The organism is Halonotius pteroides (assembly GCF_003605635.1).
GTDB classification, from domain to species: domain Archaea; phylum Halobacteriota; class Halobacteria; order Halobacteriales; family Haloferacaceae; genus Halonotius; species Halonotius pteroides.
On the sequence record NZ_QMDW01000022.1, the window covers coordinates 13,251 to 29,294 of the forward strand.

Sequence of the window (16,044 nt, forward strand, 5' to 3'; positions counted from 1 at the left end):
ACGCTGTCACATGGGGCGGCCGAAGCGCAACTGTTTTGATACCAACCCGGCTACAATCGGATGCATTCAGGCGAATGCAACCTGCTCTGGTGGTGTAGTCCGGCCAATCATATCACCCTCTCACGGTGATGACCAGGGTTCAAATCCCTGCCGGAGCACTTTTTCAACGAGCGTTGACAGAACAAACAGGCGTTGCTATGGCTGTCTAACGGATTACGTAGTCGCAACCGGGGAGCCGGCACGGGGGTTATCGATCGGCCGTCGCCGCCGCTGGCTCTGTTTTCTCATCTGTTCGCGGCAGATACTCCCCCAGAGCGTCGATAAACGCCGCATCGTCGCCGATTTCTTCCCGGTCGAAATCGCGGCTTGGGAGCCACCGACAGGCGCGTTCGATCTTGATTTCCTCGTCGGTGAGACGGTAGCTCCCGAGATCGTCCCACGGTATAATTGAGCTGTCGACACGCAACCCCTCGTCGGTGACAGCGAGTTCGTGGCCGTCGTTGTCGAACAGAAAGAACAGCGAGGAGAGTCCGGTCAGCGAGGTGAACAGGGTTGAGCTCCCGTCGAAACCATCGAACGTCAGAATCGGTACCGCAACAGCGGCGACGACGATGAGGCCGATTCCGCCGACAGCAGCAAGAACAACCGGTTGGCTGATTCCGTCATCGTCGCCATCACCGATCGTAACGACCGCGTGTTCGGTGGCTCGCGCCCGGAGTCGACGGTTCCGAATCCCGGCCGCCGCGAGCAGGACAGCGATCCCGGGAACGAGAGCGAACAGCCCGGCGATCGTCACCACGGCTTCCGCCTCGATGTCGGCAATGATCATGTAGGGGATGTACGCCAGCGGCGGGAGGGTCAGCGCGGCGGCCGCCGGCAGCGACGCCACCCGATCCAGGAGGTCGCCGACGGTGGTGGCCGCAAGCGCGGTCGCCCCCGCGATAGCGAGGCCGGCGGCGAGAATCGTGCCGAACGAGGCCGACGTGACAGCGACCCAGCCGGTAACCGCGAGTGTTGGCAGCAGCAGCGTTGCGACGTAGACGCCGAGGAGGGCTTCGATGAGGCGGCGACCGTCCATATCCGCAAGTGACAGTATCGAGACGCATATACTGTATGATCACCCTGTCGCTGTGAGCCGCAGTCGACCAGCGGTTTTCTCGTATATCTGAGAGCAATCCTAAAATATAAGAGAGCAAGCAGCGTATTTGACGTATGAGCGAGACTGGCCTTCCCGCGTGGGACGAGGATCTGACCGCGAGAGAGCGGGTGCGGGAGATCGCTACCACGCTCACCGAACCCCGGTCGGTCGAGCGGGTTCGGGAGCAGGCCGGTGTGTCTGCGTGGCAGACGGCCAAAGACGAGTTGGAGATGCTGACCGAGTTCGGGCAACTGCAGGCTATCGAGGGCGACGACGGCCACACGAAGTATGCGCCGAACTATCAACAACGGTATTTCGAGGAGCTTGCCGCGCTGATCAACGACCACACGCGGTCGGAGCTCCGCGAGGAGATCGCCACGATCCAAGACCGGATCGACGACTGGAAAACAACGTTCGGCGTCAACGATCAACACGAACTCGAAGCGTCGCTGGCAGCCGATCAGAGTGCCGAAGCGATCCGCGAGCGAAACCGCGTGCTCCGCCGCTGGGAGCGGGCGGCCGACAACCAACGGCTGCTCCGGCAGGCCCTCCAGCTGTACGACGACGCGCGGTCGGTACATCCTACCCAACTTGGCGACACCACTCACCCCGGCGACGGGTCGGTGTCGGTCTCGGAGTAGCCGATGCTGTTTCTCGCCAACCGCGCAAATCTCGACAGCCGACGGCTGTTGACGCGGATTCATAACCGCCTACAGACACAGGTCGACAGCGAAACGACCCCCATCAAGCAGGTGTGGTATCACACCGCCGCCGGCAACAAAATCGGCGTCCGGGCGACGGTCGATCCGGCACGGTTTCTGGATCGGGAGTATCCCTGCAGCGAGGCCGAACTACAGGTTTCATTTGACTTCCCCCGCGATCTCGACTACGACTGCTACCGGATTCAGTGGGTCGAACGCGAGCGAGACCTCATGGTTGGCTGGCATCAAGATGAGACCCACATGGATCTCGGCCTGTGTCATTTTCAACTCGATCATGACGACGCGACTGCCCAGCGCGTCACGGCGACGTATCTCGATTCCCACCCGCTGAACGTGTTCGATACCCGGATCGATGACCTCATCGCAGTGCTCGACGCGCTCGAATGGATCGAGGGAACACCGACCGTTGACGACGACGCGCTGGAGTGAACAGATCGGAGAAACCGAGCCCGCAGCGACGGGCCTACTCGAAGCGGAACGTCGGCCCGTCGTCGCTGTCCTGTACCTCAACCCCGAGGTTGGCCAACGAATCCCGGAGCTCGTCTGCGCGCTCGTAGTTGCCGGCCTCGCGGTCGGCCTCACGTATGTCTAAGACGAGGTCGACAACCTCACCTGCGAGTGCAATATCGCCGTCAGTCTTCGTGTCGAATTGAAGGCCAAAGACCTCACCACCAAGCGATTCGAAGGCTTCGATGGCGGCCTTGAGCCCCTGATAATCGTAGGGCTCCGCTTCTTCGACGTGCCGATTGACCGCGTTCGTCAGCGAGCGAAGGGCGGCCATCGCCTCCCGAACGTTGAAATCGTCGTTCATCGCCGCCGTGAATTCCTCGTGGGTGTCGTCGATCGCCGCCCGCAGATCGCCGTCCTCGGTCTTTGCGGTCGCATCAACGGAATCACAGGCATCGATGGCGGCGTGGTAGGTGCGTTCAAGCCGATCCCACCGCTCCTCGGCTTCGGCCATCGCGTCCTCGGAGAAGGTCTGTTTCGAGCCATACTCCGTCGAGAGATAGAACGTGCGAATGACGTTCGGGCCGTACTCTTTGAGGGCGTCCTCGACGGTGAAGAAATTCCCGAGACTGGAACTCATCTTCTCGTCGTCCGTTTCCAACAGGCCAGTGTGGAGCCAGTAGTTGGCGAATTGCTGGCCCGTGGCGGCCTCGCTTTGGGCGATCTCGTTTTCGTGATGCGGGAAGACCAGATCGTGGCCGCCGATGTGGATGTCGATCGTGTCGTCGAGATGCGTCATCGACATCGCCGAGCACTCGATATGCCAGCCGGGTCGGCCCTCACCCCACGGCGATTCCCACGTCTGTCCGGTTGGGTGGTCGTCGCCGTGGTCGTGTTTGGCGTGCTCGGCGATCGCAGCCGGGGTGACGCCGCCGGCCTTCCAGAGGGCGAAATCCGCGGGATTGCGCTTCTCGCTTCGTTCATCGGGATCGCCTTGGGCTTCAAGATCCTCAAGCTGTTGATTCGAGAGCTTGCCGTAGTCGTCGAAGGTGGTCACATCGAAGTACACCGAGCCGTTGGCCTCGTAGGCATGGCCGGCCTCACTCAGTGTTTCGACTAACTCGATGATCTCGGGGATATGCTCGGAGACACGCGGGTAGACCGCTGTGCGTCGGAAGTTCAGCCTGCGCATGTATTCGATAACGCGAGCGATGTAGTGTCGTGCCACATCGGCCTCGGTGTCCCACTCAGGGCGCTCGCCGACCCGGGCGGCGATCTTCTCGTTGACATCGGTGAAGTTCTCCACATGGCGCACATCGTAGCCCGAGTAGTCGAGCCAGCGGGCGATCACATCGGCGTGCGTCCAGAGTCGTGCGTGGCCGAGGTGGGGATCATCCGAGACGGTCAGCCCACAGACGTACACCAAGACTTCATCGCCGGTCGGCTCGAATGTCTCACGCTCGTCTGTCAGGGAGTTTGTCACGGACAGCGCCATTGTTGTCGGTGGTGATACGGGCGGGCGTTTGAAGCCGTCGAATTTTTGCGCTGCCGACTACGCTGCCGTTTCAACCAGTCGGAGGGCTGTTGCCCCTGCTCGCCGCGGCACGACCACGACAAGCGTGTCGTCGGCGACCCCAGTGGCCGCAACCTCGATGTCGGCGATCCGCAGCCGATCCAGCACCGTCGCCAACAGGTCGCTGTCGACATCGCCGGTCGCCTGAATCGCGGTCAGCGATGGCGACCCCGCGGCGACATCCGCGGCTGGCTCCGTGTCCGCGTTGGAACCAAAGCCGACACCGTCGACAGCGAGTTGCGCGTCGGTGTCGACGCGGTCAATGCCGCTTTTCATGCGAACCGTCATCGACCGATCGGGCTTCTCCTCGTTATCGGCTGTCGACAACGACTCGCCGAACCGACGCAGCGCGGTAGCGATCGCGTCGGTGTCGCCGTCGATATCGAGGCTGTCGGCGGCGGCGGTATAGTTGAGGATACCCGCCTGCAGTGCGTTATAGAGCGTGGGTCGCTGGCGGACGGCCTCACGTGTGTCGGCGGCAAGTGACATACCGGAGGCGTGTCGCCGACGGTAATGATGATTTCACCGCCGGTTGGACAGTCATCGACAGGAGACCGGTTGTAAATCGGCGCAAAAACCACCGCTTGCTCGGTGTCTCGGCAAAACCGATCGGTGATCGCCCGAAGTCCATAAGCCATCGACGCCCGAAGCCATGGGTATGCAATCGCTGGTCATCGTCGCCCACGGGTCGCATCTCAACCCCGATTCGGCGACACCGACACACACTCACGCCGATACCATTCGTGCAACCGGCGCGTTCGACGAGGTGCGAACGGGGTTCTGGAAGGAGCAACCCTCGCTTCGTGAGGTACTCCGCACAACCCACGGCGACGACATCTACGTCGTCCCGCTGTTCATCAGTGAAGGCTATTTCACCGAGCGGGTCATCCCGCGGGAACTCCGATTGGAGGGCTGGGAGCCGGAGCTATGGAACTCCGATGGCATCTCGGCGGATACCGCCACGCTGGTCGCCAGCGACATCGACACCGAGGTGTATTACTGCGGCCCTGTTGGCACCCATGAAGCGATGACTGATGTTCTCGTTCGGCGCGCGGAATCGGTTACTGGTGATCCCGAAGTTGGGAACGGATTTGGGTTTGCCGTTGTTGGTCACGGCACCGAGCGCAACGAAAACAGCGCGAAAGCGATCGAGTATCACACCGAACGCCTTCGGGAGACCGGCCGGTTCGACGAGGTCAAGGCCCTATTCATGGACGAGGAGCCGGAGATCGACGATGTGGCCGACCACTTCGACAGCGAGGATATCATCGTCGTCCCGCTGTTTATCGCCGACGGCTTTCACACCCAAGAGGACATCCCTGAAGACATGGGGCTCACTGACGATTACCGAAACGGGTACGACGTGCCGAGTGAGGTCGACGGCCATCGAATCTGGTACGGCGGCGCGGTCGGCACCGAGGAACTGACCGCGGATGTGGTGCTCGAACGCGCCGCCGATGCCGGGGCGGATATCGGCGATGCGATCGCGCGGGTGCGCAAACAGACCAGCCCAACGACACAGGCGGTGGGTGAATAGATGTCTGTTGCCGACGCCGCGCTTTCGGCAACGCAACTGGCAGCGTTCAAACAGCAGCTCGCGGCAGCACCGATCGAGTACGACGAGCTTGCTGCCGAGTACGACGCCGACGAGGACACCTACCACATTGAGACGCCTGACCACCAGACCAGCCTCAGTGGTGACGAACTCGGCACGGTTGCCGACGAGCAGGCAGCCTACATTTCGAACTGGTATTTCCACACCCAACAGGTCACCACTGAGAGCAAGCAGGCGTTCTGCCGGTGGCTCGAACTGGCCGACGATCGCCCGGTTCCGACCCGTTACGACGATCTCGGGGCCGGAATCGACCGCGAGTGGGGCGAACTTATGATCACTACCACACTAGCCCCCGACGGCGGCCGTCGCTACGAGATTCGCCACGTTGACGACAGCGGTGTCGACGACGGCGCGCTGACACCTCACACCGATCCGTTTGACGCCCGCGATATCGGAACCCTCGACGCGGACGGTCAGTACCGCCCGCTCCGCACCGCGCCGTCGCTTGACTCCGGCTGGATCTTCCCCGAACTCACCGCTGATGCGGTCTATGAGGCGGTCGAAGCGTTCTATCCGGCGACGATCGTCAACTGGCACCGCGAACAGCGCGGCAAGCTTGATATCGACCACTGGCGGGACGAACAGGATCGACAGAGCGGGATCTACAATCTGATCACCGTGTTGCCGGACGAGGCCGTCAACTGGGCGGCCGCCGCGTGTTGTGACGACTCACAGTGTCTCAAACGACGCGAATGGCAGCTCTCAGAGGACGAGCCGCTGGCTGCTGAGGGCGGCGATGGCGTCTTCCCCTGTCGGGCACCGTGTTCGACGGTCGTTGCTGCGGGACGAGAGTGGGCCAAACTGGAACGGGAAGACACCCAGACCTACGAGTTCGAACTCACACCAAGTGAAAAAGAACAGATTGAGGCTATTATCGACGCGGTCGCCGACGGAACCGTCAACGAGATTCGCGAAGCCGATCTCTCAGAGGGGGCCAACCGCTATCGGGCGCGATACCTGCGCGAGAAGCGGTTCGACGATGATGCTACGCTGTCGGGAACGCCAACATATCCCGATGACCACGACGGGGATAGCGAGTGAGACATCAGGCGCGTACAGCGAGGCCGACGGCAATGATAACCCCAAGCAGCACAACGACCGCGCCAGCGACGACAACGCCGCTTTCGAGTGTGGTGGCGATGGCGACCGCCAGCACCACCGCGAGCAGCCCGAAGCCACCCAGCAGTCTGGTCGCGCTCCCGCCGGCGACGGCGGCGAGCTGTTCGGCGGTGGTCGGCTCCGTCGGTGGCTCCCGCTGGGGTTTTGCCAGTGATTCATCGACGGTAACGCGTTTTGGATCGTCTGTCGGCGGTTGGACGGTAACTGTCGTGTAGGCGACTTCCGCGCCGTATCCGGTGGCGATCTTGAGCCGACCGGTGACCGCCGTCGATCGTGGGTCGACGGCGACCGAAACCGGCCGTTTGCTTTCAGGTTCGACGTAATGGTTGTTCGCCCGGATGTCGGCGACGGCTGACAGCGTCTCATCAAGATTGAGATGAACGTAGACGGCCTCGCTGTGATTGTTTAACAGTACATCAAAGGGCTCACTCGTCTCGAAGCTGTCGGGTGCGGTGATCGAGTGGAGGCCATCCTCGTTGAGCGATACTGTCAGTTGCGACACGGTTGTGAATCGCCCTCACGGAATAAAAAGCTACAGGAACACCGGGTTAGGCTGCGGCTTCGTCCCGCATATCCGGTGGCAGCAGGTTCGGGATACCGTCCTCGATGGGGTAGGCCTCGCCGCACTCTGTGCAGGTGAGTGTCCCCTCAATGATCTCCTCGTCGTCTTTTGTGTCGACGGCCAGTTCGAGGTCGTGTTTGTCCACCGGGCAACAGAGGATGTCCATGAGCGACTTCTTCATTATCGTCTGCTGGGGCCGGAATCAACAAAAGCCTACGGGTTCCATCCCTACTTGAGTGATCAGCGGTCGCTGTAGGCCTTCAAAACGAGGCTGATCCGATTGGCGAGGACATCCATCTCGCCGGTTGCGTGGTCGCCCTTGTAGACGAACTCGGTGACACCGGCCCGGATCGCGTCGCTGGCGATCGGTTCGAGCTCTTTGCCGGTGAGAATGATGACCGGGATCGCTGGCTCCTCGGTTCGGCCGTTGATCGAGGCGGCGAGTTTGACCCCATTTGTCTCCGGCAGTTCGTAGTTCGTTACGATGCATTCGATATCGTCGTACTCCGTGAGTGCCGAGTCGACCTCATCGGCCGTGTTGACGGTCGTCACGTAGAAGCCGTGGATCTCCTCCAGCGTCTCGGCGACCCGGGTCGCCATGAAATCGCTGTCTTCTACGAGGAGCACATGCGGTGCTGCCATTGCTATCGACTCTGGTTGCTACTGATTAATAATTGTATGTCAATCGTATCCGTTTGGTGACAGCACAAGCGACCGCAGCCGCTGGCCCGCTGACTCACAGCATGCGTTCTTGTCACACTATCATCATAACTCGGCGTCGCGATCCTTGCGTTCGCCGATCAGTATGGGTATCGCTTGATTTTGCCACAGTCACAGCTGATGGCGACATGGCCATCCTGCAGCCTGACACGTGCGTTGACACCCGGTCGGAGGGCGACCGCACACCGCGGACAGGTAAACCGCTTGAACGCCCGCGGCAGCCCACAGCGGTTTCGCTCGGCGATACGACGGGCTCGTCGGACGTACTCTCGTGAGCGGTCGAACTCGCCGTCAGCGGTCGCCTGCTTGGCGAGAGCAAACAGTCGCTCGATGCGTTCGGCGGCGATACTCACTGTCGGTATCTCGGAGCCGAGAACGTGTTAGGTGTTGCGACCCACCGCGAAGCTGCGGCCACTTGCTGTTGAAACGAGGCTCCCAGCGAGCACAGCTTAGTCTTCGAGGGCGTCGGCGATCCGGCGTAGCTCGCGGTTGGCATCTCGCACCTCATCGCGGAGCTGACGGATTTCACGGACGAGTTGTTCGTTGTCGTTGGACGACTCCTCGCCACCATCCATCCCCGGCGGGCCGCCGCCCATGCCGCCCGGGCCGCCACCGCCGCCCATCATCCCGCTCATCATCTGGGCAAAGGGGTTGCCGCCACCGCCGCCACCGCCGCCACCCATGCCACCGCCGCCCATACCGCCCGGGCCGCCACCGCCGCCCATCATCTCCTCTGGACTTGGTTGGCCTTCGCCGCCCTCCTCGCGTTCCTGTTGCCGCTTCTCGCGGATCTCCTCGACGCGTTCACGGAAGGATTTCTCTTCATCGTCGCCGTCCGCGGCGTCGGGCTGGTCTGGGGCCTCAGGCTCCTCGGCATCCGGTGTGGATTCCTCGTCGTCTGTCATGGCTCCGCGTTCGCGCGGAGCACGGAAAACGGTTGTTGGTTTAGACCACACAGACTTGCTGTCAATGATCGATGTAACCGGGGGGATGAACATCGTTACTCAGCACGCTCTGGGGAGTCGATAATCTCGGCCAACACAACCACCCGATAACCCGAGTAAGCGACAAAGCACACAGCGAGCCTCTGGAGTGTTGTGAGCCCAATGAACGGAGTCCTGAAGCAGCAGGTGATCGACTGTCCGCTCTCTCTGTCGGCGATAGTTTCTGAGTGGCACAACAGCCACCCGTCGCTGAGTACCGCTGAAAATAACGGTTGTTAGCTGACGAGCTCGGCCGACGTCGACGACTCCGATTCTTCGGTGTTAACGGTGAGCGACTGGTCGGTGATATCGTCGAGGGCGTCGTGGCCCATCAGCGCGAGGATGGCGAAGCCAACCTTCGTGATCACATCGAGGTAGACGATCACCATCATCTCAGTGCCCGGGGTCATCAGCCCGAACCCAACCGGTGCAAGCAGCCAAACAACCGGATACAGCGTCCAGAGGACGACCGTCACGTTCCGGAGTTTGGCGAAGACGATGCCGACTCTCTCACTGGCGAAGGACGCCCGATCCGGCAGTTCGCTCACCAGTAGGTAGGCCAACGCCACATAGGCCGCGGCACCGAGGCCAAACAGCGTCAGTGACAACACACCTTCGGTGAAGATGGCGACGATACCCAACCCGATCAGTGCCACATCAAGACCGAGTAACAGCGCGTACAGCTGTTTCCCTGGCTTACACAGCATTGTCAGATAGAGGATTAACAGCGGCGTCGTCAACAGCCAATCGACGTAGCGTGATGTGTAAAACACTGCACCATTTACCGATATCGTTCCGATCCCGGTGGAGGTAAACGCGTATGCAAGCGACGCAATCCCCGTGATCGCCGCAAGCACGGCGTAGTATTTTTGATTCCGTTCGTCACGAAGCGCGAAGTATACTGATGGGATCGTTCCAAGCCCCAGTACAACCGCGCCGACTGCCGCCCAACTGGCTGCTGAGAGTAACATTAGTGATCACCGAAATTGAAACCGTTGTTCGTCTCCTCGCTGTCCGTCTCGTGGCCGCCATCGGTCGCTGCCGCATCGGGGGTTGCCGACGCAGTCGGCGATAGATCACGGCCCGGCGTCGGCGACGCCGACGCGTCGAGGTTGCCACCGCCAGTCGACGCGGTGTCAACCTCGAAGCGGTCAAGCGCCTCTCGCAGCTTTGCGGCCTGCGAGCGCAGTTGCGTCGCCGAAGACTCGACGGTCTGGAGCGTCTGCTGTTGGGCGTCGGCCGTCTCGGTGACGCTGTCTGCGGTCTCGGTCGTCGTCTCACTGATCTCGGCGACCTCATCGATCATCTCGACAACCGAGTTTGCCGCGCGAGCCTGCTCTTCGGTCGTCCGATTGATCTCGGTCATGCTGCCGTCGATCTCCTCGACGTACTCGATAACATCGTTGAGCTGGTCGATGGCCCCCTCAACGGTCTCAACACCCTGACTGATACGGACGCTCGTTTCATCCATCCCGGCAACGGCTTCGCCGGTTTTCTCTTGGACGCGCTGGATGCGGCCCTCGATCTCGCTGGCGGCATCCTTGGTCTCCTCAGCTAGGCTCTTGACCTCCTCGGCGACAACCGCAAAGCCGGAGCCCTCCTGGCCGGCCCGCGCCGCCTCGATCGAGGCGTTGAGCGCCAGCAGGTTCGTCTGTTCGGCGATCTCGCTGATCATATCGACGATGTCACCGATCTCAGCCATCTCCTCGTCAAGCATCTCGATATCCTCTAGGGTCTCGTTGGTCGTCGACTCAACAGCGTCCATCTGTTCGATGGCGTCGGCAGCGGCGGTCTCACCCTCGGTGCCGGCCTCGGTTGCCTGCTCGGTTGTCTCAGCAACGGTATCAACCGTCGCTGCAACCTCCTCGGCACCGGACGAAAGCCCGTCCATCTCCTCGGCCACATCCCGGAGATTCTTCGTCTGCTTGTGAGCCCCATTAGAGATATCCTCGACGGCCGCTGAGACACCGCTGCTGTCCTCGTAAAGCTGTTCAGCATTGGTGTCGACGCCAGCGGCAGCGGTCTCGACCTCATCGGCGAACGCCATCACATCACCAAGTGTCTGCTCAAGCTCGTCGATCGTTTCATTAAACGCGATCCCAACCTGCTGCATTGCCTCGTTGTCGGTGTCAGGATCGACGCGCCGGGTGAGATCGCCGTCGGCGACTGCCTGCATCACCCGCTCGTACTCTGTGGCTTTCTGTTCAACCCGGTCGGCTCGCTGTTCCATCTGTTCGCGAGCCGCCTGTGCATCGGCCTCAGCCTTTTCAGCCGCCGAGATCTCCTCCTGTAGCGAGCCACGCATCGAATCAAATGCCTGATGTAGTTGTCCGATCTCATCCGTGCGGGTCGTCTCGAGGTCGACATCAAGATCGCCGTCGGCCATCTGATCGGCCTTCTCTGTCAACCGCCGCAGTGCGATGATCGTGTTGCTACCGATCGTCACACCGATCAGCGCGAGGCTGATCACGGTCAGCAAGATCAATCCGAGAATACTTGAACCGATTACACCGGCCTCTGCTCCGAACAACGAACGGGCTTGGAAGTAAACCAAGACACCAGCCCCGGTTGCAAGAGCGACAACCCCTACCAATGAGAGCGTTAGCTTCGTGGCATAACTGTCACGAATAGGGTTAGTTGACTGAGTGTTGCTCATGTGTTTACATTGTCCTGTAGCCACCTATATGTACGGACTTTGTTGAAAGGGGAACCACGAGGGCTGATTCCCGTTTAATATAGGCTGCGAAGTTGACACCGTGACCGACAGCCGAGAGCGCTTGGTTCTACCCCTAACTGGCCTCACACAGGGGTATGCGATTACGACCCTGTCTTGTCGGTGTAAGCGCGTCGCACGCGCTCGAATTCATCGTTCGATTCGAGATGCTGTTGTAGCTTTTCAGCGTACTCCTGGGCGAGGGATTCAGCGGCAGCCACCTTTGCCTGGTCAACCGCATCGTCGTCATCATCAAGCCCGAGCGCGCTCTTGATCGAGTCGACGACACCGCTGCTATCGTTTGACGCCTCACCCCCGCCAGCGACCTGCCCCCGCTGTGAGCGAACCTGCTCCAACTCGGGGAGAATCGACTCGATGGCTTCGGTGTCAGCAACAAGCCGGGCAGCCTCTGGGTCGTCGGCACGCTCGATATCGAGCTCGGTCGCGGTCATGATCAACCCCCATTCCTGATTTGTGAACTCGGATGCCTGCACACGATCAGTGAACGCCTGATCCACCGCCATTCGAGCGCCAACGATCAGGTCTTGCCACTCACTCATGCTGTTGTGTTGCATCGGCGACGGTTTTAGCCTGCCGCCGCCAGCAGGGTCGGCATCGCTGACAAACGCATCACTAATGCGCCCGCAGCAGTCAGTTTAGCCATGCACACACCGACCCGGAGACGCGTACTTACACTCACCGCCAGCGGAGTTGCCGCCGGACTCGCCGGCTGTGCGGGCGGCAGCGACACACCGAGCCCCTACGACGGGTGGCTCGACGGTGCGAACAACTTTGAGGCAGTGGTCGACCGTACCGGTACAGCGACGACAACGATCGAGGTGGGCGCACCAAGCCCATACGCGTTCAATCCAGCTGCCGTCCAGGTTAGCCCGGACACAACAGTCACCTGGGAGTGGACTGGTCGTGGTAGCAGTCACAACGTCGTCGACAACGACGGGGCCTTCGAGAGCGACTACTATCTTGAAGCTGGCAGCACCTTCGAGTACACTGTCACGGAGCCGGGCGTGTACAAATACTACTGTACCCCACACCAAACCCAGGGCATGCTCGGCGTCATTGAGGTTGTCGAGTCATAATCAACGAGCGACAGCCACCGGAGTCTGCTCAGCGGCGCACAGAGCTGAACCCATCGCCACAGAGCCCGCCGCCGATCGGGACGCTTGCGGTTCCCGAATCGAGTGTGACCGGATCGGCGGCCAGATCGTCGGCGAGTAACGAGGCTGTCGCCAGCCCACAGGGGCCGACAGCGGGGATTGCCGCCGCGACGTGCACCGCGGCCGTCCGAGCGATAACAGCGTCGATCGTCGTCGTCACCACCGGGTCGACACCGGCCTCCCGGGCGGCAGCGGCGGCCTGTGTTGCCTGCAACGGGCCGCCGAGAGCCATCGGTTTGAGGATCACCACATCGGCTGCGTCGGCATCGAGAACGGCCGAAACAGACGCCGACGCCAGCGATTCATCGAGCGCGATGTCGACTCCGCGGCCGCGAAGTTCGCGGTGACTGTCGAGGTCGTCCGCGGCCAACGGTTGTTCGACGTAGGCAACATCGAGCGTGGCGAACGCGTCGATAGCCCGCTCGGCGGTTGGAACAGCCCACGCGCCGTTGGCGTCGACACGGAGCGCGATCTCGTCGCCGACAGCCTCGCGGACAGCACGGACGCGTTCGATGTCGGCATCAAGCGATCGGGTACCGACCTTGAGCTTCAGGCACTCTGAGCCGCCGGCGATTGCCTCTTGGGCAGCCGTGACGGTTGCGTCAACCGTTCCGTCGCCGATGGTTGCATTCACCGGCACCTGTTGGGAAATCGGGGCAGCGTCGACGCCGAAGGCTTCCTGCCGAAGCATCGTCGCCAACGGGGTTTCCTGCTCCCGACCGCGCCTATCAAGACGGGCGAGTTCGACAGCATGGGCGGCCGCCGGTGTCGTCGCCGGATCGGGGGCAGTCGCAGGCAGCGTCGGCTCGGCCGCTTCAACTGCGTCTCGACAGTCGTTGAGCGATTCGGTCCAGCCAGCCAGCGGGGTGGCTTCACCGATACCGGCGACGCCTTCGGCGTCAATACCGACAAGAAATCCACGCCGCTGGGTGATCCGGCCACGAGCCGTGTGTAGCGGCGAATCGAGATCAAGACTGAACGACTCAACCCACATCAGATCGCCAACCCCACGCCGAACAGCAGTGCGTAGCCAGCCAACAGCTTCCCGGTCGTCTCCAGTGCGGGGTTCAGCACCGCGCCACTCGTTTCAGTTCGAACCGTCTCAGCGACACGGATGGCGACCGGCAGCGTGACCAGCGGCAGCAACACACCCAGCGAGAAATCTGCCGCCAGCCACAACCAGATCGGCACGATATACGCCACAGCGAGCAGGCCGATGTACTCCGCGCGGCTAAAGCCGTAGCCGAACCGGACGGCCAACGTGTGCTTGCCCGTCGTTTCATCTTCGGCCTTATCACGGATGTTGTTGACGACGAGGATGTTCGTCGAGATGGCCGCGATCGGGAGACTGGCGACGACCGCTTCAAGCGTGATCGTCCCAGGCGGAATCGTCGTTGCCAGCGGCGCGGCGAGGACGGCTGCGGCTTGGACGTAGTAGGTGCCGGCGACGGCGATGACGCCGAAAAAGACGAAGACGAAGAGGTCGCCGAGGCCGTGATAGCCCAACGGATAGGGGCCACCGGTGTAGGCGATCCCGGAGATCACTGACAGCAGGCCGATGACGAGAATCGGAACCCCACCAACATAGACGAGATAGCTGCCGACGACGACGGCAGCCCCGAAGGTGAGATACATCGCGGCTTTGACCTGCCCCGGCTCGATGAGGCCGGCCTGTGTCACACGGGTAAATCCCTCGCGGTCGTCGGTGTCGGCGCCCTGGATCGCGTCGTAGTAGTCGTTGGCGAAGTTGGTGCCGATCTGGATGAGTGCCGCGCCGACGAAGGCGGCAACTGCGGGGGCGACGGCAGCAACGCCGTCGTGGATGGCGAGGCCAACGCCGACGATCACGGGGGCGGCCGCCGCTGGTAGTGTCTGTGGGCGGGCAGCGGCGACCCAGGCCTGCCGGCGTGAGAGTTCCGTACCGCTCATGACGGTGTTGGGGCCGGCGCGTGCCTGAATGTTGCTATTTGATCGCAGGTGAGGAGACTATTTACGAGTGGACACTAACGCCGACACATGGTCGATTACGACTCCTTACACGACCCGAACGCCGAATATACGATGCGGGAGCTGTCCGGCGAGACGATGGGCGTCACCGCCAGCCGCGGCGGCGACCGCGATGTCGAGATCACCGACGTGCAGACAACGATGATCGACGGCAACTTCCCGTGGACACTCGTCCGGGTGTACACCGATAGCGGCGTCGTTGGCACGGGCGAGGCCTACTGGGGTGCGGGTGTCCCTGAGCTTATCGAGCGGATGAAACCGTTTGTCATCGGCGAGAACCCGCTTGATATCGACCGGCTCTATGAGCATCTGATCCAGAAGATGTCCGGTGAGGGCACGATCGAAGGCGTCACTGTCACCGCCATCGCGGGCATCGAGATCGCGCTGCACGATCTGGCTGGCAAGATTCTCGACGTACCGGCCTACCAACTGCTGGGCGGCAAGTACCGCGACGAGGTGCGGGTGTACTGTGACTGTCACACCGCCGACGAGGCCGACCCACAGGCCTGTGCTGACGAGGCCGAACGCGTCGTCGAGGAACTCGGCTACGACGCACTGAAATTCGATCTCGACGTGCCATCGGGCCTCGAAAAGGATCGCGCAAACCGCCATCTGCGCCCCGGCGAAATTCGGCACAAAGCTGAGATTGTTGAAGCCGTCAGCGAGCGCGTGAAGGATCGCGCCGATGTCGCCTTCGACTGCCACTGGACGTTTTCCGGCGGCAGCGCGAAACGCCTCGCCGACGCCATCGAGGAGTACGATGTGTGGTGGCTCGAAGACCCCGTCCCGCCGGAGAATCTGGCGGTTCAAGAGGAGGTCACCAAATCCACCGTCACGCCGATCACCGTCGGCGAAAACCGCTACCGCGTCACCGAGGAGCGACGCCTGATCGAGAACCAAGCGGTCGACATCATCGCCCCCGACCTGCCGAAAGTCGGTGGCATGCGTGAGACCCGAAAGATCGCCGACGTGGCCAACCAGTACTACATCCCGGTTGCCATGCACAACGTTTCCTCGCCGGTGGCGACGATGGCGAGTGCGCATGTCGGCGCGGCGATCCCGAACTCCCTGGCCGTCGAGTACCACAGCTACGAACTCGGCTGGTGGGCGGATCTCGTCGAGGAAGACGTAATTGAGGAAGGCTACATCGAGATCCCCGAGAAGCCGGGCCTCGGTGTTACACTCGACATGGACGCCGTTGCGGAACACATGGTCGACGGCGAGACGTTGTTCGACTGAGCGGAGCGAAGTCGAGCCAGCAAACTTCACA

At 61.7% G+C, this 16,044-nt stretch carries 19 protein-coding genes and 1 tRNA gene; 7 read left to right on the forward strand and 13 right to left on the reverse strand.

Going from position 1 to position 16,044, the window contains the following annotated elements:
* The first annotated feature begins 83 nt into the window (after positions 1 to 83).
* Positions 84 to 158 (forward strand) — tRNA-Glu (locus DP106_RS12415).
* A gap of 89 nt (positions 159 to 247) precedes the next feature.
* Here the strand turns inward: DP106_RS12415 and DP106_RS12420 are convergent.
* A complete protein-coding gene (locus tag DP106_RS12420; protein ID WP_120085751.1) occupies positions 248 to 1,078 on the reverse strand; it encodes a hypothetical protein in 831 nt (276 codons plus the stop codon).
* Between the two features lie 134 nt (positions 1,079 to 1,212).
* Between DP106_RS12420 and DP106_RS12425 the strand changes: the two genes are divergently transcribed.
* Positions 1,213 to 1,779 (forward strand): DUF7342 family protein, encoded by a 567-nt coding sequence (locus tag DP106_RS12425; protein WP_120085752.1) that lies wholly within the window; start codon positions 1,213 to 1,215, stop codon positions 1,777 to 1,779.
* Positions 1,780 to 1,782: 3 nt separating this feature from the next.
* Positions 1,783 to 2,289: a hypothetical protein gene (locus tag DP106_RS12430; protein ID WP_120085754.1), complete on the forward strand. Its 507-nt coding sequence runs from the start codon at positions 1,783 to 1,785 to the stop codon at positions 2,287 to 2,289.
* A gap of 34 nt (positions 2,290 to 2,323) precedes the next feature.
* On the opposite strand, the gene cysS is transcribed toward DP106_RS12430, so the two are convergent.
* Entirely contained in the window at positions 2,324 to 3,802 is a 1,479-nt protein-coding gene (cysS, locus tag DP106_RS12435; RefSeq protein WP_120085756.1) for a cysteine--tRNA ligase, read from the reverse strand.
* A 57-nt stretch (positions 3,803 to 3,859) separates the two neighbouring features.
* On the reverse strand, positions 3,860 to 4,369 hold the full coding sequence (locus tag DP106_RS12440) for a DUF7523 family protein (protein ID WP_120085757.1): 510 nt from the start codon (positions 4,367 to 4,369) through the stop codon (positions 3,860 to 3,862).
* Between the two features lie 169 nt (positions 4,370 to 4,538).
* On the opposite strand from DP106_RS12440, the gene DP106_RS12445 reads away from it, so the two are divergent.
* The gene (locus DP106_RS12445) at positions 4,539 to 5,417 is read left to right on the forward strand and encodes a CbiX/SirB N-terminal domain-containing protein (RefSeq protein WP_120085759.1); all 879 of its coding nucleotides are present in this window, start codon (positions 4,539 to 4,541) and stop codon (positions 5,415 to 5,417) included.
* A complete protein-coding gene (locus DP106_RS12450; protein WP_165857889.1) occupies positions 5,418 to 6,536 on the forward strand; it encodes a DR2241 family protein in 1,119 nt (372 codons plus the stop codon). It abuts the gene before it with no gap.
* 4 nt (positions 6,537 to 6,540) lie between these two features.
* Here the strand turns inward: DP106_RS12450 and DP106_RS12455 are convergent, their stop codons facing one another.
* From DP106_RS12455 to DP106_RS12490, 8 genes are all read right to left on the reverse strand, one after another.
* A complete protein-coding gene (locus DP106_RS12455) occupies positions 6,541 to 7,116 on the reverse strand; it encodes a DUF7524 family protein (protein ID WP_120085761.1) in 576 nt (191 codons plus the stop codon).
* Positions 7,117 to 7,162: 46 nt separating this feature from the next.
* Complete coding sequence (locus tag DP106_RS12460) at positions 7,163 to 7,357, reverse strand: methytransferase partner Trm112 (RefSeq protein ID WP_120085762.1); 195 nt, start codon at positions 7,355 to 7,357, stop codon at positions 7,163 to 7,165.
* Between the two features lie 59 nt (positions 7,358 to 7,416).
* Positions 7,417 to 7,818: a response regulator gene (locus DP106_RS12465; protein ID WP_120085764.1), complete on the reverse strand. Its 402-nt coding sequence runs from the start codon at positions 7,816 to 7,818 to the stop codon at positions 7,417 to 7,419.
* 158 nt (positions 7,819 to 7,976) lie between these two features.
* Entirely contained in the window at positions 7,977 to 8,249 is a 273-nt protein-coding gene (locus DP106_RS12470) for a ribonuclease P protein component 4 (RefSeq protein ID WP_120085766.1), read from the reverse strand.
* A 96-nt stretch (positions 8,250 to 8,345) separates the two neighbouring features.
* Entirely contained in the window at positions 8,346 to 8,801 is a 456-nt protein-coding gene (locus DP106_RS12475) for a hypothetical protein (RefSeq protein WP_120085768.1), read from the reverse strand.
* Between the two features lie 314 nt (positions 8,802 to 9,115).
* Entirely contained in the window at positions 9,116 to 9,850 is a 735-nt protein-coding gene (locus DP106_RS12480; RefSeq protein ID WP_120085770.1) for a bacteriorhodopsin, read from the reverse strand.
* Positions 9,850 to 11,535 (reverse strand): methyl-accepting chemotaxis protein, encoded by a 1,686-nt coding sequence (locus DP106_RS12485; protein WP_120085772.1) that lies wholly within the window; start codon positions 11,533 to 11,535, stop codon positions 9,850 to 9,852. Before DP106_RS12485 ends, DP106_RS12480 begins: the two co-directional genes overlap by 1 nt.
* A gap of 161 nt (positions 11,536 to 11,696) precedes the next feature.
* Complete coding sequence (locus DP106_RS12490; protein WP_120085807.1) at positions 11,697 to 12,152, reverse strand: DUF5799 family protein; 456 nt, start codon at positions 12,150 to 12,152, stop codon at positions 11,697 to 11,699.
* 102 nt (positions 12,153 to 12,254) lie between these two features.
* Between DP106_RS12490 and DP106_RS12495 the strand changes: the two genes are divergently transcribed.
* Positions 12,255 to 12,689 (forward strand): halocyanin domain-containing protein, encoded by a 435-nt coding sequence (locus tag DP106_RS12495; RefSeq protein ID WP_120085773.1) that lies wholly within the window; start codon positions 12,255 to 12,257, stop codon positions 12,687 to 12,689.
* A gap of 28 nt (positions 12,690 to 12,717) precedes the next feature.
* Here the strand turns inward: DP106_RS12495 and menC are convergent, their stop codons facing one another.
* Both menC and DP106_RS12505 read right to left on the reverse strand, forming a co-directional pair.
* Positions 12,718 to 13,761, reverse strand: coding sequence for an o-succinylbenzoate synthase (menC, locus tag DP106_RS12500; protein WP_120085775.1), 1,044 nt, complete (start codon positions 13,759 to 13,761; stop codon positions 12,718 to 12,720).
* Positions 13,761 to 14,696 (reverse strand): 1,4-dihydroxy-2-naphthoate polyprenyltransferase, encoded by a 936-nt coding sequence (locus DP106_RS12505; RefSeq protein WP_120085783.1) that lies wholly within the window; start codon positions 14,694 to 14,696, stop codon positions 13,761 to 13,763. The genes menC and DP106_RS12505 overlap by 1 nt, the downstream gene beginning before the upstream one ends.
* An 87-nt stretch (positions 14,697 to 14,783) precedes the next feature.
* Here DP106_RS12505 and DP106_RS12510 point away from each other — a divergent pair, with 87 nt between their 5' ends.
* The gene (locus tag DP106_RS12510; protein ID WP_120085785.1) at positions 14,784 to 16,013 is read left to right on the forward strand and encodes a mandelate racemase/muconate lactonizing enzyme family protein; all 1,230 of its coding nucleotides are present in this window, start codon (positions 14,784 to 14,786) and stop codon (positions 16,011 to 16,013) included.
* Positions 16,014 to 16,044 lie beyond the last annotated feature (31 nt).

Coding starts and splice junctions, on each gene's coding strand:
- DP106_RS12450 (WP_165857889.1), top strand. CDS start 5,418: ATGTCTGTTGCCGACGCCGCGCTTTCGGCAACGCAACTGGCAGCGTTC.
- DP106_RS12420 (WP_120085751.1), bottom strand. CDS start 1,078: ATGGACGGTCGCCGCCTCATCGAAGCCCTCCTCGGCGTCTACGTCGCA.
- DP106_RS12510 (WP_120085785.1), top strand. CDS start 14,784: ATGGTCGATTACGACTCCTTACACGACCCGAACGCCGAATATACGATG.
- DP106_RS12495 (WP_120085773.1), top strand. CDS start 12,255: ATGCACACACCGACCCGGAGACGCGTACTTACACTCACCGCCAGCGGA.
- DP106_RS12505 (WP_120085783.1), bottom strand. CDS start 14,696: ATGAGCGGTACGGAACTCTCACGCCGGCAGGCCTGGGTCGCCGCTGCC.
- DP106_RS12430 (WP_120085754.1), top strand. CDS start 1,783: ATGCTGTTTCTCGCCAACCGCGCAAATCTCGACAGCCGACGGCTGTTG.
- DP106_RS12465 (WP_120085764.1), bottom strand. CDS start 7,818: ATGGCAGCACCGCATGTGCTCCTCGTAGAAGACAGCGATTTCATGGCG.
- DP106_RS12460 (WP_120085762.1), bottom strand. CDS start 7,357: ATGAAGAAGTCGCTCATGGACATCCTCTGTTGCCCGGTGGACAAACAC.
- DP106_RS12475 (WP_120085768.1), bottom strand. CDS start 8,801: ATGACAGACGACGAGGAATCCACACCGGATGCCGAGGAGCCTGAGGCC.
- DP106_RS12440 (WP_120085757.1), bottom strand. CDS start 4,369: ATGTCACTTGCCGCCGACACACGTGAGGCCGTCCGCCAGCGACCCACG.
- menC (WP_120085775.1), bottom strand. CDS start 13,761: ATGTGGGTTGAGTCGTTCAGTCTTGATCTCGATTCGCCGCTACACACG.
- DP106_RS12445 (WP_120085759.1), top strand. CDS start 4,539: ATGCAATCGCTGGTCATCGTCGCCCACGGGTCGCATCTCAACCCCGAT.
- cysS (WP_120085756.1), bottom strand. CDS start 3,802: ATGGCGCTGTCCGTGACAAACTCCCTGACAGACGAGCGTGAGACATTC.
- DP106_RS12485 (WP_120085772.1), bottom strand. CDS start 11,535: ATGAGCAACACTCAGTCAACTAACCCTATTCGTGACAGTTATGCCACG.
- DP106_RS12490 (WP_120085807.1), bottom strand. CDS start 12,152: ATGAGTGAGTGGCAAGACCTGATCGTTGGCGCTCGAATGGCGGTGGAT.
- DP106_RS12480 (WP_120085770.1), bottom strand. CDS start 9,850: ATGTTACTCTCAGCAGCCAGTTGGGCGGCAGTCGGCGCGGTTGTACTG.
- DP106_RS12425 (WP_120085752.1), top strand. CDS start 1,213: ATGAGCGAGACTGGCCTTCCCGCGTGGGACGAGGATCTGACCGCGAGA.